This window comes from Streptomyces sp. NPDC057694 (assembly GCF_042799415.1).
Classification (GTDB): Bacteria; Actinomycetota; Actinomycetes; order Streptomycetales; family Streptomycetaceae; genus Streptomyces.
The window spans coordinates 1,023,397-1,046,476 of sequence record NZ_JBHVIX010000001.1 but is presented as its reverse complement, the minus strand read 5'-3'; the positions used below and the strand labels follow the sequence as shown (position 1 = coordinate 1,046,476).

Here is a 23,080-nt window from a genome sequence, read left to right as displayed (position 1 = left end):
TCGAACTCGTCCTTTCGCAGGGCTTGTTCGACCGGTCGCGGGCGGGATGTCGTCGATGTGACTGAATCGTTTTTGGAGCCAGGGGAGCGACACCGAGCCCCATCCGCCAGGTGCACGCCGACGACACGATGCCCGGCTCCGCCTGGACCGTCGTCCAGGGAACGCGCCGTCAGCCCGGCCGCGCCACCAGCAGTTCGGCCCCGCTCTCGCGGACTCCCTGGGCGGCGGCCTCCGCCAGCGCGGTGTCCGTGACCACGGTGTCGAACGAGGCCAGGGGCGCCACCCGGTACTTGCCGAACGTGCCGAACTTCGAGGAGCCCGCGACGAGGACGGAGCTGGCCGCCGACTCCATGGCGGCCTGCTTCACCTCGACCTTGGGCTCCGACGGTGTCGTCACCCCTCGCAGCAGGTCCCAGGAACTGGTACTGATGAACGCGATGTCGAGCGCGAGCTGACGCAGCGTCGCGGCGGCCAGCCGGCCCACGCTGGAGCGGTTCTCCACGTCGACCCGGCCGCCGATGTGCACGATGTCCAGGTGCGGGGCGGCGATGAGCCGGTCGACGGTCGTGAAGTCGTTCGTGACCACGGTCAGGGTGCTCAGCCGGGCGAGCACCGGGACCATCGCGAGCAGGGTCGTCCCCGCGTCGAGATAGACGGTCATGCCGTCCTCGACGAGCGCGGCGGCCCGGGCCGCCATGGCCTGCTTCTCGTCCTGCTCGACGAGGGTCTTGTCCCGGAAGCTCGGCTCGCTGCTGACATGGCTGGCGATCCGGACGCCCCCGGGGACCGAGAAGACCAGGCCGCCGCGCTCCAGTTCGGCGATGTCGCGGCGGACGGTCATGTGGGAGACGCCGAAGAGCTGGGTGATCTGCTGAACGCTCAGCACCCCTTCGCGGCGCAGGTGCCGCAGGAGTTGCTCACGCCGTTGGTCAGGGATGAGCGGCAGGGGCTCCTGAGCGGTCATCGTCCATCTCCTCTCACTTTCGTACGCGACGTTAGCCGATGATCTTCCTTTTGCGACTCCGGACCGTCGTGCGACTGAGGACCGTCAGCCGCCCACGAACGTGCTGAGCAGCAGCACCCCGCCCAGGCTCAGCAGCGACTGGAGCGACAGCATCAGTGTCCAGGTGCGAAAGGTCTGGGACACGGAGAGCTGAAAGTACTCCTTGAAGAGCCAGAACCCGGAGTCGTTCACGTGCGAGAGCATCACGGCGCCGGACGCGGTGGCGAGCACCATCAGCTCCGGGGAGACACCGGGGTACGCGGTGAGCAGGGGCGCCACGATGCCGGTCGCCGCCGCGGTGGCGACGGTCGCGGAGCCGAGGCAGATCCTCAGCAGCGCGGCGACGAGCCAGGCCAGGAGCAGCGGCGGTATCGACCAGTCGACGGCGTAGTCCGAGATGATCTTGTCGATGCCGGTCGCGGTCAGCATGGCCTTGAGCCCGCCGCCCGCGCCGAGGATCAGCACGATGGTGCCGACCGGGCCGAGCCCCTTGCCCGCCATCTTCTGCAACTGGCCGAGCCCGAATCCCGAGCGGACGCCGAGCGCGAAGAAGGCGAACACGACGGCGGCGAGCAGGGACAGCACCGAGGAGTCACAGGCCTCGAAGAAGGCGTACGGGAGCGTGCCCTTGGCGGTGTTGGCCGTGCCCAGGGTGCCGATGAGCATGAGGGCGGGCGGCAGCAGCACCGTGATCAGCGCGAGCGTGAACGAGACGGGACGCCGCTGATTGTCGGGCGCCGGGTCGGGCTGGGGCACCGGGCCCCGGTCCAGGTCGGGCGCGGGCCCGAACCAGCGGGAGGCCACCTTCGTCAGCAGCGGCCCGGTGACGATGGCCAGCGGGATGCCGATGATCAGCCCGTACAGGATCGTCAGGCCGGTGTTGGCGTCGTACGCGGAGACGGCGAGCGTCGGCGAGGGGTGCGGGGGCAGCAGGCCGTGCGAGACGTACAGGCCCGCGGCCATCGGCAGGCCGATGTACAGCAGATGGGAACCGGTGCGCTTGGCGACCGCGTAGACCAGCGGCACCAGCATCACGAAGCTGACGTCGAACAGGTGCGGCATGCCGATGAGGAGCGCCGCCGCGGTGATCGCGGTCGGGATCCACTTCACGGGACGCGCGCCGATGAACACCGTCGCGATGCGGTCCGCGCCGCCCGAGCCGAGCAGGATGCCGCCGAGCAGGGTGCCGAGGCCGATGGTCGGGCCGCTGCTGGCCAGCGCGTCCCCGAAGCCGTCCTGGAAGTGCTCGACGGTGGCGCCCGGCGCGATCCCCGCGGCGAGACCGAGTCCCAGGGCCGAGACGGTCAGCGCCAGGAACGGGTGGATCTTGAACTTGGTGATCAGCACGACGAGCACGACGACGGCCGCGGCGCCGAGCAGCAGGTGCTGGACGTCGGTGCTCACGCGGACACCGCCGGGGCGGCCGGACGGGCGGCGCGGCCGGCCGCCCACGCCTGGGCGAGCTCCGCGTCGGCGTCGGCGAGGTCGCCGAGCCGGATCGGCTCGCCCGCGGCGACGGGCCGGGCGAGCGTGGTGTGCGCGGCCAGATAGAGCGGGGCGACGTCGTCGGGCGCGTCCTCGTCCCGCAGCAGGACGGCCTGCACGCCGGTCACGTCGTGGTGGTGTCCGCCCATGTCGAGGACCGTGCCGGCGGGCAGGTCCTGCCGGGCCCGGCCCGCGAGCACGGCGTGGCCGCGGGGGTCGGTGCCGCCGGAGGGGCGCCCGTGCAGCACCGCCGAGAGCAGGGAGACCGGAGTCTCCACACCCATCAGGTGGTACGGGAGATAGACGGCCGCGTACTTGCCGTCGCGGCTGACCACGTGGCCCTTGCCGCGCAGGGTCTCCCAGGTCTCCGGGTCGCCGGTGCGTACGACGACGAACACGCCGCCGGCGAACGAGGCCTCGCCCGGCAGGCGCAGCGCGCTGAACACGTCGACCGCCCCGGCGCGGTGCAGGACGCCGCCGTCCTCGCGCAGCCGGTAGATGTCGGCCAGCTCGGCGATCCGGGCCACGGGGTAGTGCAGAAGTTCGGTGTCGGGCCTGAACCCGGTGTTCGTGGCCACGACGGCCATCTCGCAGTAGTCGGCGGTCGCGCCGACGGGCAGCGCGGAGACGGCGCGGGCCCGGGCCGCGAGGGTGGCGGGCGCGTCGTCGCCGAGGTCGAGCAGACCCGCGAGCCCCGGCGCCTCGACGGTGGTGTCGAGCTGGGTGACGGTGCCCCGCTCCGGGTCCAGTACGAGGTCGTACTCGCTGGACTTGCCGATCGCCACGATGTCGAGGCCGAGCAGCTCGGCCCAGGTCACCAGGCCGATGAGGTTCGCGGGCTGGTCGCCGTCGGCCGTCGTGTAGACGAGTCCCGAGCGCTCGGCGAGATCGGCCAGGTGCAGTCCGGCGACCGAGTCGACCTCCTTGCTGACCATGGCCACGTGCCGGCCGGCGAGGAGCGCCTCCTTGGCCATGGCGTAGCCGTCCGCCGGGCTGCCGGTCGCCTCCACGAGGATGTCCCAGCCGGCGGCGCCGAGCAGTGCGCCGTCCGCCACCAGCGCGATGTGTCCCTCCTGGGCGGCGCGCTCCACCTCGGCGGCGTCCGCGCAGTCCGACACCCGCGCGGTGTCGTAGCCGAGATCGCCGAGCATGGCGCGCACCCTGGGCAGATCCCGGTCGCACAGCACGGTCGGCCGCAGCGCCGGCATGCGCAGGGTCTGGGCGAGGAGGGTCCGGGCGAAGCCGCCACCGGCGCCGGACAGCGCGTAGCGCACGCTCCCTCCTTCGGCGGTGGCGAACAGGTGGTGCAGGTTCATGGGCCCTCCTCGATGAGCGCGGTGGCTGGAAACACTCCGCCGATTAACAACATGTATCAGGCATTCCCATATGAGTAAAGCTTGTTAACATAACTTCACAGACCAGGGTGTTCGACGCTCACACGCCGACCCGCGCCCACCTACAGCCAACGAAAAGAGGGAGGTCCGATGCCGCTCCTCGGGGCCATCGCCGACGACTTCACCGGAGCCACCGATCTCGCCACCATGCTCGTCGCCCGCGGGTTCAGGACGGTGGTCGCGGTCGGCGCCGAGGACCTGGCGGACGACGGGCCCGCCGCGCGGGAGGTGCGCGGGGCCGACGCCGTGGTCGTCGCGCTCAAGTCGCGCACCGCGCCGGTCGACGAGGCCGTCGAGGCGTCCCTGGCCGCCCTGCGCGCCCTGACCGACGCGGGCTGCCGCAGCTTCTACTTCAAGTACTGCTCCACCTTCGACTCCACCCCGCGCGGGAACATCGGCCCGGTCACGGACGCGCTCCTGGACGCCCTCGGCGAGAACGCGACGGTCGTCGTTCCGGCCTTTCCTGCCACGGGACGCACCGTGTACAAGGCGCGGCTGTTCGTCCACGACGAGCTGCTCGAAGAGAGCCCCATGCGCGACCATCCGCTGACCCCGATGCGCGACTCCCACCTCGGACGACTGCTCGCGCCGCAGACCCGACGCCCGGTGCGGGCCATCGGCCTGGACACCGTCCGGGCCGGCGTGCAGGCGCTGCGCGAGGCGCTCACCGCGCCGGGGTTCGCGGACGCGCTCACCGTCGTCGACGCCACCGAGGACGAGGACCTGCGGACCATCTCCGCCGCGACCGCCTCGATGCGCCTGGTCACCGGCGCGGCCGGACTCGCCCTCGGGCTGACCGGCCCGCACAAGGGCGCCGCCCGGGTCCCCGCGGCGTCCCGCGCCGGTGACCCCGGCGCCGTCCTCGCCGGCAGCGCCTCGGCCGCCACCCGCGCCCAGGTCGCCCACGCGACCGCACTGCTCCCGCACCGCAAGCTCGACCTCGCGGCACTGCGGGCCGACCCCACGGCGGCCGTCGCCGGGCTGGTCGACTTCGCCCGCGCCTGCTGGCGCACCGACCCGGGGCGGCCACCGCTCCTCTACGCCGTCGGCTCGCCCGAAGACCTGGAGCACGACATGCCCGTCGGATCCGTCCCCGCGGCCGAACTGGTCGAGCGGGCCCTCGCCGACTGCGCCGTCGAGCTGGTCCGGGCGGGCGCCCGCCGCCTCCTGGTCGCCGGCGGGGAGACCTCCGGCGCCGTGGTCACCGCCCTCGGGGCCCGCACGCTCGGCATCGGCGCGCAGATCGCTCCCGGTGTCGCCTGGGCCCGCACCCAGAGCGGCGTCGGCGGCAGCCCCGAGGGCATCGATCTGGCCCTGAAGTCCGGCAACTTCGGCGGCACGGACATCTTCACCTCGGCCTGGGACGAGCTCGCGTGAGCGCCGCCCGCCACGACCTCGCGGCCACCGGCGCCCGCCTCGCGTCCCTGGGCCTGAGCCCCGGCTCCTCCGGGAACGTCAGCGTCCGCGACGGCGACCACGTGCTCATCACGCCCACCGGCACCGACCTGGCCGCGATCGACCCGGCCGCCCTCACCGTGCTCGACCTCGACGGCACCCACCTGGACGGCCCCCGGCCGTCCAAGGAGTTCCCCCTGCACACGGCCTTCTACCGGCGCGAGCCCGCCACCCGCGCCGTGGTCCATCTGCACTCCCGCCACGCGTCCGCGATCTCCTGCCGCCCGGCCTGGTCGGAGCGCAGCGCGCTGCCGCCGCTCACGCCGTACTTCGTGATGCGCGTGGGCCAGACCCCGCTGCTCCCGTACGCGCCGCCGGGCGACGTCCGACAGGCCCTCGATCTGGAGGAGTTGCCGTTCCCGTTCCGCGCCGCGCTGCTCCAGAACCACGGCCCCGTGGTGTCCGGCCGGTCCCTGGAAGCGGCCGTCGAGGCGGCCGTCGAACTGGAGGAGACGGCCGCGCTGCTCCTCGCCCTCGGCGGGCTCCCCGCGCGCGTCCTCACCGGCGAAGAGGCCCGGGCGATGGCGGAGAAGTACGGGACCGACTGGTCCGCGCTCCCTGGGTAGCGCGGGGCCGCCCGGCTACGCGGGGCGCCATCCGGGAACCGGCGGCGCCTCATGACGGACCCCGGCCGCCAGCGCCTCCTCGATCACCGCGGGATCGGCGAGCCGGTCGGCGCGCACGACGACATCCGCTCCGGCCGGCGTCACCAGGGACTTGCTGAAGACGATGACCGCCCACGCGTCGTCCGGGCCCACCTCCCGCACTTCCCACTCGCTCGACAGCGCCGCCAGCACCCCGCGTCCACGCCAGCGGTAGACGGACCCAGGACGATCGGTGAGGCGGGTGTCGACGCCCCGGATGTGGCGCTGCCGCCCGCCCTTGGTGCGATAGGCGACGTCGTCGCCCATCCGCGGCGGGCCGGCGGCACCCCGCGCAGACGGGCTGTAGGTGAAGGTCGCGCCGGTGCGCCGGTCGCCCTGCCACAGGGGGAACGAGGAGCAGACGATGTGCCAGGTGCCCGCCAGCCGGTCCGGGGTGATGTCGAGTCGATCCATGGGGCGGACCTTACGGCGTACCGCCGAAGGCCCGCCCTCACGCTCCGTGTTCACCCGAGTGGCAGGAGCGACCGCGCGGCCATAGCCTGTCGGATGTGGCGGCGCCCGGCACGAAGCCGTCACCGGCGCGCGGGGGTGCCGACCCAGGCCGGGCCCCGAGGTGACAACGATGGACGCCCTGCATCTGCCCGTGATCCTCGTCCTGATCGTCGCGGTGTTCTTCCTGCTGCGAAAAGGCGGAGGAAAACTCTCCCACATCGCCGTGGGCGCGGCCTTCGGCTTCTACCTGGCCGGCACGTCGGCGGCGTCCGCGGTGTCCTCGACACTCGACTCCGCGGTCACGGCCATCAGCTCGCTGATGTGAGCGGTACGCGTCGGCGCACCCCGGTCAGCGCAGCCCGGCGAAGAGATCGTTCTCGGGAACGGGTGCGTCCGTGGTGTCCTGGACGCGGACGAAGGTCTCCATGCCCATGAAGTCGGCGAACCGCTCCTTGCCCATCTTCAGGAAGAAGATGTTCTCGCCCTGACTGGCGTGCGCGGCCAGCGAGTCGAACTTCTGGCCGCTGAACGCGGTGGTGTCCACCCACGTGGTGATCTCGTCGTCGGGCAGGCCCATCTCGGCCATCGCGGCGGCCTCGGCGGGGTCCGGCTCCGGCATCTCCGGGTGGAACTCGCGAATGATCTCCCCGAACCGCTGCATCCCCGAGCGGGGCATCGTGGTCCAGTACACCTTCGGGGTCAGGTCGGTCATGGCGACCGCCGCCATCGTGATGCGGTGGGCCTGGATGTGGTCGGGGTGGCCGTAGAAGCCGTTCTCGTCATAGGTGACGACCACATCGGGACGGTAGTGCTCCATCAGCTCCGCGAGCCGGGCGGCGCCCGTCTCCACGGGGGTCTGCCAGAAAGCGCCGGGGGCGTCGTTGCTGGGCCAGCCCATCATTCCGGAGTCGCCGTAGTCGAGCGTCTCCAGGTCGCTGATCTTCAGGACGTCGCGGCTCGCCTCCAGTTCCTGCCGGCGCATCCGGGCGACGGCCGCGGGATCGTGCCCGGGGTCACCCGGCTTGACCCCTCCCGGCCCGTCACCACAGGCGCCGTCGGTACACGTCACCAGAACCGTACGGATGCCCTCCGCCGCGTACCGCGCGAGGACCCCTCCGGTGCTGGTGGCCTCGTCGTCGGGATGGGCGTGCACCGCCATGAGCGTCAAAGGCCGGTCGGTCATGAAAAGTCCTTCTGCAGTAGCCACGTAACCGTCCCAGTGTGCGGCAGGCACACCGGAGCCGTGGCGTCCGCCTCGACACGCCGGGCACGGAGACCGTCTCAGTGGCCCCCGGGCAACGTGATCCCGTAGGCCCGCATCTTGCGATAGATCGTCGTACGGGAGATGCCGAGCCGCTGCGCCGCCAGCAGTTTGTTGCCCTCCGCCGCCAGCAGGGCCTGGACCAGCGTGTCGCGTTCGGACGCCTCCCAGGGGCTCAGGGACCGGCCGCCCGCGCTGTGCAGGGACGGCGGCAGATCGCGGGGCTCGATCCGATAGGTGCGCCGGCCCGCGGCCGCCCGGCGCAGGGCGAGGTCCAGCTCGCGGACGTTGCCGGGCCAGTCCTGGCGGCGCAGCAGCGGCAGCACCTCCGGTGCGCATGCGACGCCCGCGCCGATACGCCGCAGCAGACACTCGACCAGGGCGGGCAGATCCGCGAGCCGATGCCGCAGCGCGGGTACCGCGGCCGCTTCGACGAAGCAGTTCCTGAGCGGCTCAGGGACGTCAGGCGAGCCCTGGAGGGTGCCCACGATCCAGGTGCCGCGCGCCGCCGCGGCGTCCAGGGCGCGGGCGACGGCAGGACCCTGTCCGGCGGGTACGGCTTCGACACGGCGCAGGACCAGGGCGCGGTCCGGACCGGCGGGCGCCGCGAGGAGGGCGGCCGCCAGGTCGGTCCCGTCGTCGGCCTGGGCGTCCACGACGGTGGGCGCCGACGCCGCCCCGGTCAGGGCGAGGGCGGCGCGGGCCAGTGCCGTCTTCCCCGTCCCGGGCTCGCCGTGCAGCAGCAGCGGGGTCCGCTCGCGGGCACAGCGCGCCACCGCGCGCGAGACGGTGTTCCACGCCGGGTCCGTCCCCGCGAGGCCCGGCAGCGGCCACGGCCGGGCCGCCTCCCGCTCGGCCCGGGAGCGTGGACCGGTGCGCGGGCCGGTGCGGGGGAGGGCCAGGCCGGTGGACCGGTCGGGGAAGGACAGCTCCAGCAGATAACCGGCCGCGCCCGCCGGGCTGTCGACCTGACGGCACCGCATCAGCACGGTCCCGCCGCCGCTCAGCCGCACCTCTTTACGGACGCGCGGCGCGTGCCCCAGTTCGGCGGCGGCCTCGTGCAGCAGCCGGTGGTCGTCGCCGGTCAGCCGCGCCGTGGCCGCGGAGTTGGCCAGCACGAGATCCTGGCCGAGACAGAGCACCGGCCGGTCACCGTAATGGGTCACCTGCTGGAACGCCTCCAGCAGGGCACGCTGATGCGAGCTGCTGGACTCGTACAGGACACGCTCGATGTCGGCCGCGGCCTCCTGCACCAGGGCCGCCATGAGCATGCGCGCCGGACCGTTCCAGCACGTCAGGTTCACGGCGCCCTCGACCCGTCCGGTGACCGAGTTGCGGATCGGCGAGGCCGCGCAGGAGACGTTCTGCAGACGCTCGTTGAAGTGCTCCGTGCCCTGCACCACATTGGGCCTGCGCTCCTCCAGCGCCACCCCGATGCCGTTCGTCCCGACGAACTGCTCCGCGTAGTTGAAGCCCGGCGCCAGATGGACGCGGTCCAGATGGGCCGAGAGCCGCTTCTCCCCGACCCGGCGGTCGCGCACCCAGCCCTTCCGGTCGGTCACGATGACGCAGGCGTCCGAACCCGCCAGGGCCTGCTCCAGCCGGTCGAGGACCGGCGTCGACGCGCGGACCAGACGGCTCTCCCGGTTGTACTCCGGCTGGTAGGGGACGACCAGCTCGTCCGTGCCGATCCCCAGGTATTTCGAGCGCTGCCAGGAATTGCGGATGCCCTCGGGCACGACCCCCGCGGGCGGCTCCGTGTTCTCCAGGAACCGCAGGCGCGCCCGTGCGATGGTCCGGTCCCGCGCTGTGCTGTCTCCGAGCATGGCGCCTCCGCTGAGCGTGTTTCCGCCATATTACGAAGGCGTTTGGACCTGTCAACGGATGGTTCGCGCTGGCTTTTCCGCACGTTCGCCCGCCCCGGGCCGGGGCGGGCGCGGTGTGTTCCACATTGAAAAAGTCGACAGCGCTCCCCGCCCGCACGCTGAAAGCCGGCGCCGCACGAAGGTGCGGCGGCTCACCGTCGAGCACAGGAGCACCCATGACTTCCACCGGCACCGCACCCCGTACCGCGATCGTCACCGGCGCCGCCCGCGGCATCGGCCGGAGCATCGCGGAGCGACTGGCCGAGGACGGTCTCGACGTGGCCGTCGCCGACCTCCCCGGCATGAGCGAGGAACTCGCCGAGGTGGCGGCCGGCATCGAGAAGACGGGCCGCCGCGCCCTCGCCGTGCACGCCGACGTCAGCAGCAAGGAGCAGACCGACGCGCTCGTCGACGAGGTGGCGGGCCGCTTCGGCCGGGTCGACGTCTATGTCGCCAACGCCGGTATCGCCAGGGTCACTCCGCTCCTCGACACCGGCCTCGACGAGTTCGAACAGGTCATGGCCGTGAACCTGCGCGGCGTCTTCCTCTCCTACCAGGCCGCCGCCCGCCAGATGATCGCCCAGGGCGGGGGCGGCAAGATCATCGGTGCCGCCTCGATCGTCGCGTACCGCCCCTTCGCGCTGCTCGGCACCTACTCGGCGTCTAAGTGGGGCGTGCGCGGTCTGACCCAGGCCGCCGCCATGGAGTGGGCGCACCACGGCATCACCGTCAACGCGTACTGCCCCGGCATCGTCGGCACCGACATGTGGGACCTCATCGACGAGCGGCTCGCGGCGGCCGAGGGCCTCCAGAAGGGCCGGGCCATCAAGAAGTACGCGGAGGCCATCGCGCTCGGCCGCGTCGAGGAGCCCCGCGACGTCGCGTCGTTCGTCTCCTACCTGGCCTCGCCGGACTCGGACTACATGACCGGCCAGTCCGTCATGATCGACGGCGGAATCCAGTTCTCCTGACCCGCCCGTCGCACCGAGCCCGCACACGGAGGAGAGAGATGTATTCCAAGGACGGCGAGAACTACTTCATCGTCGACGCGCACGTCGCACTCTGGGACGCGCGCCCCGAGAACCAACTCAACATCCACGGAAAGCAGTTCATCGACTGCTTCTACGACTATCACCGCAACCTGAGCCCGGAATCGGAGCTGTGGCCGTACGAGGACTACCTCTACTACGGCGGCGAGCGCCTGATGAAGGACCTCTTCGCCGAGGGACACGTCGACCACGCCATCTTCCAGCCGGCCCGCCTCGGAGCGTTCTACCGGAGCGGCTTCGGCCAGACCGAGGAAGCCTTCGCGCTGACGCAGAAACACCCGGACAAGCTGACGTACAACCACTCCTGGGACCCCCGCTACGAACAGAAGGGTCTCGATCAACTGCGGCGGGACGCCGAGCGGTTCCAGCTCAAGGGCGTCAAGCTGTACACCGCCGAATGGAAGGGTGACAGCCGCGGCTACAAGCTCGACGACCCGTGGACGTACCGCTATCTCGAGCTCTGTCAGGAACTCGGGATCACCAACATCCACATCCACAAGGGGCCGACGATCCGGCCGCTCGACCGGGACGCCTTCGACGTCGCGGACGTCGACAAGGCGGCCACGGAGTTCACCGGACTGAACTTCGTCGTCGAGCACTGCGGACTGCCCCGCCTGGAGGACTTCTGCTGGATCGCCACGCAGGAGCCCAACGTGCACGCCGGACTCGCGGTCGCGATGCCCTTCATCCACAGCCGCCCGCGCTACTTCGCGCAGATCATCGGCGAACTCCTCTACTGGCTGGACGAGGACCGCATCCAGTTCTCCAGCGACTACGCGCTGTGGACGCCCCGCTGGCTGATCGAGCGGTTCGTCGACTTCCAGATCCCCGAGGACATGCAGCCCGAGTACGCGCCGATCACCCTGGCGCAGAAGAAGAAGATCCTCGGCCTGAACGCGGCCGCCATGTACGGCATCGAGGTACCGGCCGGGCTCGGCCTCACCGAACCGGCGGTGGCCTGACATGCCCGCCGGCTCACGGGAGGGGTCCGCTCGCGCGGCGCTCGACCAGGTCTTCGACCCGGAACTGGACGAGCCGATCACCGACCTCGGTTTCGTCCGCTCCGTGGTGGTGACCCCCGACGGGGCGCTCACCGTCCGGCTGCGCCTGCCCACCTCGTTCTGCTCGCCCAACTTCGCGTACCTGATGGCCTCCGACGCCAAGGACGCGCTGACGGCCCTGCCCTGGACCCGCGAGGTCGTGGTGCTCCTCGACGACCACCACGACTCGGACCTGATCAACCGCGGGCTCGCCGAGGACGCGGGCTACCGGGGAACGTTCGGCGCCGAGGCGGAGAAGGACCTCCAGGAGCTTCGCCTGACGTTCCGCCGCAAGGCCCACTCCGCGGCGATGGAACGGGCGCTGTCCCGCCATCTCCGGCAGAACCCGGAGCTCAAGGAGGAGGCCCTCGGCGGTGTGGTCCTCGGCGATCTGCCGGACGCCCCGGCCTCCGGTGCGCTGCTGCGGCGGCGCGCGGCGCTGGGCCTCGGCACGGAGCCGTCCGACCCCGTCCTGGTCGACGACGAGGGACAGCCGTTCCCGCCGGGCGAGATCCCGCTCCGGCTGCGCTTCGCCCGCGCCGTCCGCGTGTCGATCGACGGCAACGCGCACTTCTGCCGCGGCCTGCTCCGCACCCGCTATCCGGCGTCCGGGGCCGACCAGTCGCCGCGCGCCGAGGAGCACTTCCAGTTCACCGCTCCACCGAAGGAGAACGTCTCGTGAAGGCAGTCCAGGTCGTCGGATACGGCAAGAATCCGGAGCTGGCCGAGGTCCCGGACCCCGAGGTCACCGGCCCGTACGACGTGATCGTCAGGATCGGCGGGGCCGGAGTGTGCCGCACCGACCTCCACATCCTGGAGGGGCAGTGGGCGCAGAAGTCCGGGGTCGGCCTGCCCTACACGATCGGGCACGAGAACGCCGGCTGGGTGCACGCGGTCGGCAGCGCCGTCACCAACGTCCGCGAGGGCGACAAGGTCATCGTCCACCCGCTGATCACCTGCGGACTGTGCCGGGCGTGCCGGGCCGGTGACGACGTGCACTGCGAGACCAGCCTCTTCCCCGGCATCGACACGGCCGGCGGCTACGCCGAGTACCTCAAGACCTCCGCCCGCAGCGTCGTCCGGCTCGACGACTCCCTCGAACCGGCCGACGTCGCGGCGCTCGCCGACGCGGGACTGACCGCCTACCACGCGGCCGCGAAGGCCGCCCGGCGGCTGCGTCCCGGGGACCGCTGCGTCGTGATCGGCGCGGGCGGCCTCGGCCACATCGGCATCCAGGTCCTCAAGGCCCTCACCGCCGCCGAGATCGTCGTCGTCGACCGCAACCCCGAAGCGGTCGCCCTGGCCACCTCCATCGGAGCCGACCACGGTGTCGTCGCCGACGGCGGCCAGGTCGACCGGATCCGCGAACTGACCGGCGGACAGGGGGCGGAGACGGTCATCGACTTCGTCGGCGAGGGCGGCTCCACCCGGGACGGCGTCGCCATGCTGCGAAGGGCGGGCGACTACCACGTGGTCGGCTACGGCGAGAACATCGACGTCCCGACCATCGACATCATCTCCGCCGAGATCAACTTCATCGGCAACCTCGTCGGCTCCTACAACGACCTGTGCGAGCTGATGGTCCTCGCCGCGCAGGACCGCGTCCGCCTGCACACCGCCAAGTACCCGCTCGACCGCTTCCAGGACGCCCTGGACGATCTCGGCAGCGGCCGGATCAGGGGCCGGGCGATCCTCACACCCTGACGGTGACCGGCCCTGGTCCGGCGCGCAGCGACCGCGCCGGACCAGGGCATGCCCTAGGGCCTGTCTTCAAACTCCCCTAGTCGTCCGCCAGCACCACGCAGGCGCTGAGATGCCAGGTCTGGTCCTCCTTCGCGGAGAGTTCCAGGTCCACCTCGCGGCCGGATGACCCGCCGTCCAACGGCACCTGGAGCCAGGCGAACTCACGGCCGTCGAGCTGTTCGCTGCGGGCCTTCTCGACGCCGTCGACGCGGACGATCAGCGTTCTGTTCAGGGTGTTGGGGTCGCCGGTCAGCAGGTGCGCGGTGCAGTGCCCGGCGGGCAGCGTGAGGCGCAGTACCGCCGGGGCGCTGTCGCGGACGTAGTCCCGGCGGACCACGTCGAACAGACCGGTGTCCGTGGCGTCCGGGGTGTTGCCGACCCAGCCGAAGGCCGCGCCCTCGCGCCACACGCTCGCGGGGGAGAGCCGGTCGTAGTCCGTCAGCACCGGCGACGAGTCGGTTCCCGCGTCCAGCGCGTGCACAGCGCGCGCGGCGGGCGGGACGACGACCGTCTTGGCACGACTGCGCAGGGAGGAGCCGAGAACCTGCACCGAGCCCGACCTGGGGCGCGCGTGCACGGTGGAGAGCGCGGGAGTCAGCGGCGGTACGACGGGCAGCTTCACCGTCACGTCCTTCTCGGAGTCGACGTAACCGGTCACCTCCTCGGCGTGCCAGCCCGCGGGCGCATCCAGTCCGGTCACCGTGCGCAGTCCGGAGCCGGTCGCGTTGACGATCTGCACCGGCAGCTCGTTCCGCTCGCCGCCCAGCAGCACCGTGTCCGCCGGAGCGACGACCGCCTGGAGCCAGCCGCGCCGCTCGTCCCGGATCCGGCTCAGCTCGAACCAGTAGGCGACCAGGGTGTCGCGCCACTCCGCGGCCCGGGCACCCTGATCCTCGAACAGGCGGGACACCTCGGTGAGACGGCGGCGGTCGACGCGCCCGCGCAGCGCGTCCCAGCCGGCCCGCATGTCCGCCACCCGTGCCGCGCCGTCGAAGTGCGTGTCGTAGATGCGCTGGATGACGGTGTCGCCGTTGTCGAGGCGGTGGGTGTACGGGACATGGTGCAGGAAGAGCAGGAGTTCCTCGGGGCAGTTCTCCAGGGACTCGTAGGAGTCCCGGATCTCGGGAGCGTACAGGGCCGGGTAGCCGTCGCCGGTCGCGACGGTGCGGTCGTAGCCGATGCCCATACGGTCCGACTTGTGGAACTGAGTGGTCGTGGTCGGGCTGGGGTCGAAGTGCCCGGTCACGGAGCCGTCCGGCGGGTGCGTGAGGTAGCCCGTGCCGAGCGGCGACGTGTAGTCCTCGTACGTGTGCCAGGACCCGAGCAGCAGGCCGGAGACGGTCCTGACGACATCGGGGTCGTTCCCGAACGTCATCCGGGTCCACTCGTCGGCGAGTTCCTCGGCCGGCAGGTCCGGGTTCCATGCCAGGCGCCCGTAGCCGTGGGTGTTGGCGGCGGCGAGGTGGGAGCCGGTCCAGTTCCGGGCGTCGCCGAAGTTCATCACCCCCGCGAACCCGTGGTGCGTGTACGTGTGGACCTTGCCGGTCACGACCCGTGCCACGGTGCTGCCCTCGCCCGCCTTGAGCGTGTCGAAGTCCAGCACCTCCTTCCACTGCGGGACGAGGTAGCACAGATGGGTGGCGTGCCCGGTGTACTCCTGTGTCACCTGGAGCTCGATCATCGAGTTGGTGTGCGGCAGCGAGCCGAACAGCGGGTGCGCGGGCTCGCGGACCTGGAAGTCGATCGGCCCGTTCTTGATCTGGAGGACCGCGTTGTCGGCGAACTTCCCGTCGAGCGGCGTGAAGTCGAGATAGCCCTGCCGGTCCCACTTCGCGTCCGTGTCGTGCACGAACGCCCGCCACATCACGATGCCGCCGTACGGTTCCACCGCGCCCGCCAGCAGATTGGCCCCGTCGGCGTGGGTGCGCCCGTAGTCCAGCGGGCCGGGCCTGCCCTCGGAGTTGGCCTTGACCAGGAAGCCGCCGAAGTCCTCGATCCTGCCGTAGATCTCCGCTGCCTTCTTCGTCCACCAGTCGCGCACGCCCGTGTCGAACGGGTCGGCGGTCTTCAGACCGCCCAGATCGATGGGCGCGGCGAAGTTCGCCGTGACGTACAGCGTCACGCCCCAGCGGCGCAGCACTCCGGCGAGCGCGGCCAGCTTGGTGAGGAACGGCTCGGCGAGATAGTCCGCCGGGGTGTTGACGTTGTTGATGACGGCGGCGTTGATGCCGAGCGAGGCGAGTACGCGCGCGTAGTCCGTGTACCGGTCGTCGAGCTTCGGGAGTTCCTCCCAGTCGAAGAAGGACCGGCCCGCGTAGCCGCGCTCGATCGACCCGTCGATGTTGTCCCAGTGGTCGGCCACGCGCAGCGGCGCGGCGGGGTGCTCCGTGATGTCGACGTGGTCGAGCGGCTGCCCGGTCTGGACGAGGCGCAGCAGATGGAAGGCGCCGTAGAGCACTCCGCTGTCGGCGGGGGCCGCGACGACGGTGTGGGTGCTGCCGTGCCGGGTGACCCGGCGCACGACGTAGCCCTCCTCGCCGAGCCCGGCCAGCTCGGTCTCCGGTACCAGCGCGCGGACCAGGGCGGAACTCGTGGGTGTGCCCACCACCAGCGCGGCGCCCGACGGCTCGGTGCCGCGCGGAGTCACGCGGCGGCCGAGCAGCCCGGAAAGACCGCGGGTCAGTTCGTCGACGGCCGACCGCTGGAGCGGGCCGCCGCCCTGCCAGACCAGATCCTTCAACGCGTTCCGGTAGTAGGCGAGTCGGCCGGCGTCCGCGACCCGTGGATACCGCAGCCACAGGTCGTATCCGTCCTCGGCGGGCAGCGCGCCGGCTGCGGAGAGGGGTTGCGCCGACGCGGGTGCGGACACGGACAGGCCGAGCGAACCGGCCGCGGCCGCGACGGCGGCCGCCGACAGGACGCTGCGGCGCCGTATTCCTGAACTCATGACTCCCACTTCCATCGTTGGAGAAGGCGTGCGTTTCCGGGTCGTACGCAGGCGCCGGAGGGGAGTCCGGCGCCTGCGTGTCACGGTGGGGTCAGGGCGCCCAGGGCGCCTCCACGGCCCAGGTCGTGTCCTCGGTGAACAGCGACGGGTTGTCCGCGGCCCGGGATCCGCCCGGTACGGCCAGATAGACCTCGGAGTTGTAGTGCCGCAGGTACTGGCCCGGATAGCCCTGCGCCATCAGCCGGACACCGCCCTGCCCGGGCACCGCGCAGAACGTGGCGTCCGCCTTGAACAGCGCCGAACCGTCACCGGCCTCCCGGTGCACCCGGAACTCGCGGTGGCGCAGATACTCGCCCGGGTAGTTGCGGGACTCGAACGAGTAGCAGGAGCTGTCGGCGAGACCCGGCACGACCCGCCACGTGGCGTCGTTCTTCAGCAGGTCACTGCTGGCGGAGTTGACGACCTCCGTGTAGGCGAGGGCGTCCTTGTGCCGGAGGTAGCGGTCGGTGTAGCCGGGGGTGGTGACCCGCAGCGACTTCAGGCCGGTGGGCAGAGTCGTCGGTCCGCCCGGATTCGCGGAGGCCGCGATCAGGGCCTGGTTGGCAGCCTTGACCCGCGCCGCGTCGACCTTGACCACCTGACGGTCGTACGTCATCAGGCCGTTGACCTCGTTCTCGACGTCGGTGATCTCCGTGTACACGGAGGCCGAGAGCCCGGCCGGCATCTGCTGGAGGCGCAGCGCGTCGATCAGCCCGACGAACCGGTTGTTCAGGTGCGCGGTGTCGGCCTGGTCCTCGTAACTGAAACCGTTGCCCGGCGACCACTCGTGCCCCGACACCCGCAGTCCGAGCCCGCCGTACTCGCCGAGCACGGCCGCCCGGGTCGAGGACGGGCTGGTCACCCCCGGGCCCACGTACACATGGTGGTCGATCACGTCACCGTTGCCGCCGTCGACCGCGCCGCAGCAGTTGATGCCGCTCATGTTGTCGACGAGACGCGAGGGATCGGCCGCCTTCACCTTGTCGGCGATACGAGCCTGGTCGTACTGGCCCCAGCCCTCGTTCTCGTCGACCCACATCACCAGCGACGGTGAACTGCGGTGCTCGTCGATGATCTGGTCGAACTCCGCCTCCCACTGGGTGCGGGCGGCCGTGTCCGGGGTGCGGGTGTCCATCGCGGGCATGTCCTGCCACACCAGCAGGCCCAGCTTGTCGGCCCAGTAGAACCAGCGCTGCGGCTCGACCTTGATGTGCTTGCGGACCATGTTGAAGCCGAGGTCCTTGTGCTTCTGGAGGTCGTACTTGAGGGCGTCGTCCGTGGGGGCCGTGTAGATGCCGTCCGGCCAGTAGCCCTGGTCGAGGGTGCCGGTCTGGAAGACGGACTTGCCGTTGAGCAGCAGCCGTTGCTTGCCGCCGACCGTGCCGCGCGAGATCGACCGCATCCCCGAGTACGAGCCGACGGAGTCGACGACCGTGGAGCCGGAGACGATCTCGGCCTTCACGTCGTACAGGAACGGGTCGTCCGGCGACCACAGATGAGGGTTCGTGATCTTCACCGTCAGCTCCGAGCCGACCGAGCCGGTCGCCGTGCCGACCGTCGTCCCACCGGTACTGACCGTGACCCGCGCGCTCTGGCCGCTGATGCCCGTGCCCTGCACGGTGACCCGCAGCGTCGAGTCGGACAGGCGCGGCACCATGTCGAGCCGGGTGACGTGGGCCGTGGCCGTGGGCTCCAGCCAGACGGTCTGCCAGATGCCCGACGCGGCGGTGTAGAAGATGCCGCCGCCGGGGTGCGGCGTCACGTCGTTGATGCGCTGCTTGCCGACGGCCTGGCCGCCGGTCTGGGTCGGGTCGAAGACCGAGACGACGATCGTGTTCGTGCCGCCGTTGAGGAGCGGCGTGATGTCGTAGCCGAACGCGTCGTAGCCGCCGCTGTGGACCGCGCCCGCCTGCTGGCCGTTGACCCACACCGTCGTACGCCAGTCGCTGGCACCGAAGTTGAGCTGGACCCGGCGGCCGTTCCAGCCGGCCGGGACGGTGAACGTGCGCTTGTACCAGAGCTTGTCGTTCTCGGTGATCTTGCGCTGGATGCCGGAGAGCGCGGACTCCGCGACGAACGGGACCCGGATCTGGTCGGTGAACGAGGCCGGCTGCCCGGCGTCCTTCCCGGTGACGGCGAAGTCCCAGATGCCGTTGAGATTGGCCCAGTCGGGGCGCGTCAGCTGCGGCCTCGGATACTCGGGCAGGGGGTTGTCCCGGGAGACCTGGTCGGTCCACGGGGTCGTCATCGGCGCGGGCTTGGGGCTCCAGGCCGCGGGTGCGGCCCGGGCCACCGGGGCCAGCATCGTGATCCCGCCCAGGAGGAGGGCGAGAGCGGCCAGCAGGATGCCGGCGGGTCTTAAGCCGAGGGGGCGCGAGGGCATGGGGGTGCTCCTTCATCGGATGCGTCGCAGTGGCGGTCGTGTTCCGAAGTGCTGCCTGCCTTTTACAACGCTGTAAGGCAGCTGTACAGACTCCGCGTCAGAACTTCTCCTCCGGCCCCACATGTCACTCCCGATCGGCGAATCACGGTGTTTGCCCCGGTAGTTGGAGAGGTGTCGATCAGGGCGGGCGCCGGCGCCGTACATCGATGAACACGACGGGAGTCCCGGGCGTGGACGCCCGGGACTCCCGTCGGTGGATGCGGTTCAGGCCGCGCTGGTGCGCAGTCCCTCCAGGTCGGTGCTGGTCAGCGGCTTCGGCTGATGGTTTTCGCTGACGAGCAGAACGGAGCAGCGGGCCGCGTGCGTGAGCGCGCTGGTGAAGCTGCCGTCGGCGAACTGGGCGAGCGCGCCACGGGGGGAGCGGCCGATGACGACGGCGCGGGCGTTCACCTGCTCGGCGTGCCGGGCGAGGGCCCGGCCCGCGGCGGCGTGGTCACCGAGGCTGGAGAGAAGCTGCCCGTGAGCGGTGACGCCGTGGGCGGCGGCCCGGGCGAGATGGGCGGTCACCGTCGCGCGGGCCCGGTCTGCCGTCTCGGTCTCGGTGGCCTGCTCCTCGACGACGGCCGTCTCCCGCACGTGCACCACTTCGAGGGGGCTGTGGCTGTCGGCGGCGATGCGGGCGGCGGCTTCCACGATGCCGGCGGCCCGTTCGTGGTCGCCGACGGCGACGATCACCCTCGGGGAACCGTCCGGAGCCGGGGCGCCGACCGCCGTGAAGGACGGTGCGACCGGCTCCTCCTCCACCAGGCCGGACTCGGCCTTGCGCAGCATCTTGTGTCCCGTGGCCAGGACGGGAATCGCGAGCACGAAGGACGCGGCGCCCACGTAGAAGGGAAGGCTGAGACCGGCGGCGTCGGCGAGCTTGCCCGCGACGTAGGGCGCGATGCCGCCGCCGATGAAGCGCAGGAATCCGTACGCGGAGGACGCCACGGGGCGTTCGACCGGAGCCACCAGCATCACGGCCTGGGTGGTCAGCGTGTTGTTGATGCCGATGCAGGCACCGCTGACGATGACGGCCACGATGACCACGGTCGGCGTCTCCACGCACGCGGCGATCACCGCCATGATCACGCCCAGGGCGGCGAGATTGGCGTACAGGGTGGGCGCGGTACCGAAGCGCGCCTGCAGGCGCGGGGCGCCGAACACGCTGAAGAAGGCGACGAGCAGACCCCAGCCGGTGAAGACCAACCCGAGCTGGAGCGCGTCGAGTTCCATGGGGTAGGGCGCGTAGCCCAGCATCGTGAAGAAGCCCCAGTTGTACATCAGCGCGACGATGCCCATGGTCAGCAGGGAGCGGTGGCGCAGGGCCTTGAGCGGGGCGATCGGCGAGGTCGGCCGTGCGGGGCGTGGGGTGTCGGGCACGAGGACGACGGTCGCGACGAGGGCGATGGCCATCAGGACGGCGACGCCGAAGAAGGGGCCGCGCCAGCTGACATCACCGAGCAGGCCGCCCAGGAGCGGGCCGACGGCGATGCCCAGGCCCAGCGCGGTCTCGTACAGGATGATCGCGCCGCCGAAACCGCCGCTCGCGGAGGCGACGATCACGGCCAGGGAGGTCGCGATGAACATCGCGTTGCCCAGTCCCCAGCCCGCGCGGAAGCCGACGATGCCGTTGATCGAACCGCTCGCACCGGCCAGCGCCGCGAAGACGACGATCACGGCCAGGCCGATGACGAGGGTGCGCTTGGCGCCGATCCGGCTGGATATCCAGCCGACGAAGATCATGGCGACGGCGGTGACGATCAGATAGCTGCTGAACAGCAGCGAGACCTGGCTCGGTGAGGCGTCCAGACTGCTGGCGAGGGCCGGCAGGATGGGGTCCACGAGGCCGATGCCCATGAACGAGATCACACAGGCGAACGCCACGGCCCATACGGCCCTGGGCTGCTTGAACGGGCTGGCGGCCCGGTTGTGCGGTGTACTCATGACCACTTCCTCTTCCGGAATGGTTCCGGCGTGATTCCGTTGTGGTTCGGCGTGGTTCGTCGCCGTTCGGCATGGTTCCGTTGTGACGAACGAGAGGGTTCCGGACCGTGGTGGTCAGCCGTCCGCGTGGTCCCGGACGGCGCGGGCCAGGGCCGGAAGCGCGATCCGGACCGCTTCCAACTCCGGCTCGGACAGCGCCTCCAGGAGCTGCTGGAGCGCCGACGCGCGCTCGGTCTGCCGCTGTTCGGCGGTGCGCCGGCCCTCGGCGGTCGACTCCACCAGCACGCCCCGGCCGTCGGACTCGTCGGGAACCCTGCGCACCAGGCCCGCCTTCTCCATGCGGGACACGACCTGCGTCATGTTGGGCTGCGAGACGTTCTCGGCCCGGGCCAGCTCCGTGAGCCGCTGCGGCCCCTCCCGGTGCAGCCGGTTGAGCAGGGACGAGGACGCCCTGCTCAACCCGCCCGCCGTGGTGCCGAGGCGGACGAAGCGCACCGTGTCCTCGACCGCGAGCATCAACTCCTCGGCGGAGTGGCCGGAGTCAAGGTCCATAACCCTCTTATGCATAAGGTCATTATGCATGTACGTGTATGGAGAATCTATAGAGCGTGGCCCGTTCTCTGCCCCTGTGCCCAGACCAGCAGGGCGCAGGCGGCGAACGCGGCTCCGAGGAGGCTGGAGCCGGCCCAGCCGTGGGCGATGAAGACCGAGGTGGTGGCGGCCGCGCCGAGGGCGGAGCCGAGCGAGTAGAAGAGCATGTAGCCGCCGATGACACTGCTGGGGCGGTCCGGGTGCGCGGTGGTGAGCAGGTGCTGGTTGTTCACGTGCACGACCTGGACGGCGAAGTCCAGCAGTACGACGCCGACGACGAGCAGCCAAAGAGATCGGTGCAACTGCCCTGTCGCGGCCCAAGAAGCGATGAGGAGGGCGAGGGCGAGACCGGTGGCGGGGCCGGTCCGTCCCGCGTCCGCCCAGCGTCCCGCGCGGGCCGCCCCGAGCGCGCCGGCGAGCCCGGCGAGTCCGAACAGCCCGATTCGGCTTTCGCCGAGATGCCACGGCGCGTCCGCCAGGGGCAGGGACAGTCCGCTCCACAGGGTCCCGAACGACGCGAAAAGGAAGAACGCGATGAGTCCTCGCGTCAGGAAGAGCCGCTGTCCGAACAGAGCACCGAGCGCGGCGAGAGCCTGTCCGTACCCCGCCGGCCGGTGGGCGCGCTCCCGGGGTTCCAGCGCGAACGGGACGAGAGCGGCAAGGCCGAGAGTCAGTGCGGCGAGCGCGATGTAGACACTCCGCCAGCCCCACGCCTGGGCGAGAGCCCCGGCGACGACCCGCGCGCCCAGGATGCCGACCACCACACCCGAGGTCACGACACCGATGTTGCGTCCGCGCTCGGACGGCGGTGAGACCGACGCCGTGTAGGCCACCGTGGTCTGCACGACGACCGCGAACATCCCCGCCAGCGCGAGCCCCGCGAAGGCCGCCCAGGCGACCGGCGCCACGGCCGTGAGGGCCAGGCCCGCCGCGGTGACCGCCAGATGCAGGGCGATGAGCCACCGCCTGTCGGCGACCACGTCACCGAGCGGCACCAGCAGCACCAGCCCGGCCAGATAGCCGAACTGGCCGGTCGAGACGATCCACCCGAGGTGATCCGGTGCGACGCCGAGACTGCGCCCCATCGGCGCCAGTACCGGCTGCGCCGCATAGACGCTCGCCACCGCGACACCGCACACGCTCGCCAGAAGCAACCGTCGCCAGACGTCCATCGAACCCCCGCCAAATGAGAATAGGTAGCAGATTGCAACCAATTTGACGCTACGACATAATGGTCTCGATCTGCAACTCTTCGGGAGGTGTCATGCCGCGCCCCGCCGCCGGTGCCCCACAGTCCGCCTGGACCGATCCCGACTGTCCCGTCGCCCGCACGCTCGACCTGGTCGGCGACCGGTGGAGCCTTCTGGTGATCCGCGACGCGATGGACGGGGTCCGCTCCTTCACCGAGTTCCGCCGACGCACCGGCATCGCCCGCAACATCCTCACCGACCGGCTCCGCAAGCTCACCGAGCACGGACTCCTCACCCAGCGCACGGCTCCCTCGGGGCGCCGGATGGAGTACGTGCTCAGCGACACCGGACGCGACCTCTTCCCGGTCCTGCTCGCCCTGCGCCAGTGGGGAGAACGCCACGCCTTCGACGCGGGCGAGCCGCACTCCCTGCTGCTCGACCGGCACGGCGCCCGGGTGCCCGACATCGTGCCGACGGGCGCCGACGGCGGCGTCATCGACGCCGACACCACCCACGTACAGAAGCTCGGGTAGGGCCGGGCCGGAGAAAACC

At 71.2% G+C, this 23,080-nt stretch carries 19 protein-coding genes; 8 read left to right on the top strand and 11 right to left on the bottom strand.

The genetic code is table 11. The features are described from left to right. Nucleotides 1-169: 169 nt before the first annotated feature. The 3 genes from ACFVDP_RS04830 to ACFVDP_RS04820 form a co-directional block, all read right to left on the bottom strand. Complete coding sequence (locus tag ACFVDP_RS04830) at nt 170-964, bottom strand: DeoR/GlpR family DNA-binding transcription regulator (RefSeq protein ID WP_383483235.1); 795 nt, start codon at nt 962-964, stop codon at nt 170-172. A gap of 84 nt (nt 965-1,048) precedes the next feature. After that, nucleotides 1,049-2,407, bottom strand: a complete 1,359-nt coding sequence (locus ACFVDP_RS04825; RefSeq protein ID WP_383483232.1) for a gluconate:H+ symporter — start codon at nt 2,405-2,407, stop codon at nt 1,049-1,051. Beyond that, complete coding sequence (locus ACFVDP_RS04820) at nt 2,404-3,804, bottom strand: homoserine dehydrogenase (protein WP_383483229.1); 1,401 nt, start codon at nt 3,802-3,804, stop codon at nt 2,404-2,406. The genes ACFVDP_RS04825 and ACFVDP_RS04820 overlap by 4 nt, the downstream gene beginning before the upstream one ends. 168 nt (nt 3,805-3,972) lie before the next feature. Here ACFVDP_RS04820 and otnK point away from each other — a divergent pair, with 168 nt between their 5' ends. Together otnK and ACFVDP_RS04810 are read left to right on the top strand one after the other, a co-directional pair. Beyond that, nucleotides 3,973-5,259, top strand: coding sequence for a 3-oxo-tetronate kinase (gene otnK, locus ACFVDP_RS04815; protein WP_383483227.1), 1,287 nt, complete (start codon nt 3,973-3,975; stop codon nt 5,257-5,259). Beyond that, entirely contained in the window at nt 5,256-5,903 is a 648-nt protein-coding gene (locus ACFVDP_RS04810; RefSeq protein ID WP_383483224.1) for a class II aldolase/adducin family protein, read from the top strand. Before otnK ends, ACFVDP_RS04810 begins: the two co-directional genes overlap by 4 nt. Nucleotides 5,904-5,918: 15 nt before the next feature. On the opposite strand, the gene ACFVDP_RS04805 is transcribed toward ACFVDP_RS04810, so the two are convergent. After that, complete coding sequence (locus tag ACFVDP_RS04805; RefSeq protein ID WP_383483221.1) at nt 5,919-6,395, bottom strand: hypothetical protein; 477 nt, start codon at nt 6,393-6,395, stop codon at nt 5,919-5,921. Nucleotides 6,396-6,564: 169 nt separating this feature from the next. Here ACFVDP_RS04805 and ACFVDP_RS04800 point away from each other — a divergent pair, with 169 nt between their 5' ends. After that, a complete protein-coding gene (locus tag ACFVDP_RS04800; RefSeq protein WP_383483218.1) occupies nt 6,565-6,759 on the top strand; it encodes a DUF2304 domain-containing protein in 195 nt (64 codons plus the stop codon). A 24-nt stretch (nt 6,760-6,783) separates the two neighbouring features. Here ACFVDP_RS04800 and ACFVDP_RS04795 read toward each other — a convergent pair whose 3' ends face one another. Further along, nucleotides 6,784-7,617, bottom strand: coding sequence for a PIG-L family deacetylase (locus ACFVDP_RS04795; protein WP_383483215.1), 834 nt, complete (start codon nt 7,615-7,617; stop codon nt 6,784-6,786). 98 nt (nt 7,618-7,715) lie between these two features. After that, the gene (locus ACFVDP_RS04790; RefSeq protein ID WP_383483212.1) at nt 7,716-9,521 is read right to left on the bottom strand and encodes a sigma-54-dependent Fis family transcriptional regulator; all 1,806 of its coding nucleotides are present in this window, start codon (nt 9,519-9,521) and stop codon (nt 7,716-7,718) included. Nucleotides 9,522-9,736: 215 nt separating this feature from the next. Here ACFVDP_RS04790 and ACFVDP_RS04785 point away from each other — a divergent pair, with 215 nt between their 5' ends. The 4 genes from ACFVDP_RS04785 to ACFVDP_RS04770 are packed head-to-tail and all read left to right on the top strand — an operon-like array spanning nt 9,737 to nt 13,353. Then, nucleotides 9,737-10,531, top strand: a complete 795-nt coding sequence (locus tag ACFVDP_RS04785; RefSeq protein ID WP_383483209.1) for an acetoin reductase — start codon at nt 9,737-9,739, stop codon at nt 10,529-10,531. A gap of 38 nt (nt 10,532-10,569) precedes the next feature. After that, the gene (locus tag ACFVDP_RS04780; RefSeq protein WP_383483206.1) at nt 10,570-11,571 is read left to right on the top strand and encodes an amidohydrolase family protein; all 1,002 of its coding nucleotides are present in this window, start codon (nt 10,570-10,572) and stop codon (nt 11,569-11,571) included. A gap of 1 nt (nt 11,572) precedes the next feature. Beyond that, nucleotides 11,573-12,331, top strand: coding sequence for a metal-sulfur cluster assembly factor (locus ACFVDP_RS04775; RefSeq protein WP_383483203.1), 759 nt, complete (start codon nt 11,573-11,575; stop codon nt 12,329-12,331). After that, nucleotides 12,328-13,353, top strand: coding sequence for an NAD(P)-dependent alcohol dehydrogenase (locus tag ACFVDP_RS04770; RefSeq protein ID WP_383483200.1), 1,026 nt, complete (start codon nt 12,328-12,330; stop codon nt 13,351-13,353). Before ACFVDP_RS04775 ends, ACFVDP_RS04770 begins: the two co-directional genes overlap by 4 nt. Nucleotides 13,354-13,429: 76 nt before the next feature. Here the strand turns inward: ACFVDP_RS04770 and ACFVDP_RS04765 are convergent, their stop codons facing one another. The 5 genes from ACFVDP_RS04765 to ACFVDP_RS04745 form a co-directional block, all read right to left on the bottom strand. Further along, a complete protein-coding gene (locus ACFVDP_RS04765; RefSeq protein ID WP_383483197.1) occupies nt 13,430-16,339 on the bottom strand; it encodes an alpha-glucuronidase family glycosyl hydrolase in 2,910 nt (969 codons plus the stop codon). A 91-nt stretch (nt 16,340-16,430) separates the two neighbouring features. After that, the gene (locus ACFVDP_RS04760) at nt 16,431-18,761 is read right to left on the bottom strand and encodes an AbfB domain-containing protein (protein WP_383483195.1); all 2,331 of its coding nucleotides are present in this window, start codon (nt 18,759-18,761) and stop codon (nt 16,431-16,433) included. 264 nt (nt 18,762-19,025) lie between these two features. After that, nucleotides 19,026-20,747, bottom strand: coding sequence for an MFS transporter (locus ACFVDP_RS04755; RefSeq protein ID WP_383483192.1), 1,722 nt, complete (start codon nt 20,745-20,747; stop codon nt 19,026-19,028). Nucleotides 20,748-20,861: 114 nt separating this feature from the next. Continuing rightward, entirely contained in the window at nt 20,862-21,299 is a 438-nt protein-coding gene (locus ACFVDP_RS04750; protein ID WP_383483189.1) for a MarR family winged helix-turn-helix transcriptional regulator, read from the bottom strand. A 47-nt stretch (nt 21,300-21,346) separates the two neighbouring features. Then, nucleotides 21,347-22,510 (bottom strand): MFS transporter, encoded by a 1,164-nt coding sequence (locus tag ACFVDP_RS04745; RefSeq protein WP_383483186.1) that lies wholly within the window; start codon nt 22,508-22,510, stop codon nt 21,347-21,349. A 92-nt stretch (nt 22,511-22,602) separates the two neighbouring features. On the opposite strand from ACFVDP_RS04745, the gene ACFVDP_RS04740 reads away from it, so the two are divergent. Further along, a complete protein-coding gene (locus tag ACFVDP_RS04740; protein ID WP_383483182.1) occupies nt 22,603-23,061 on the top strand; it encodes a winged helix-turn-helix transcriptional regulator in 459 nt (152 codons plus the stop codon). The last annotated feature ends 19 nt before the right edge of the window (nt 23,062-23,080 follow it).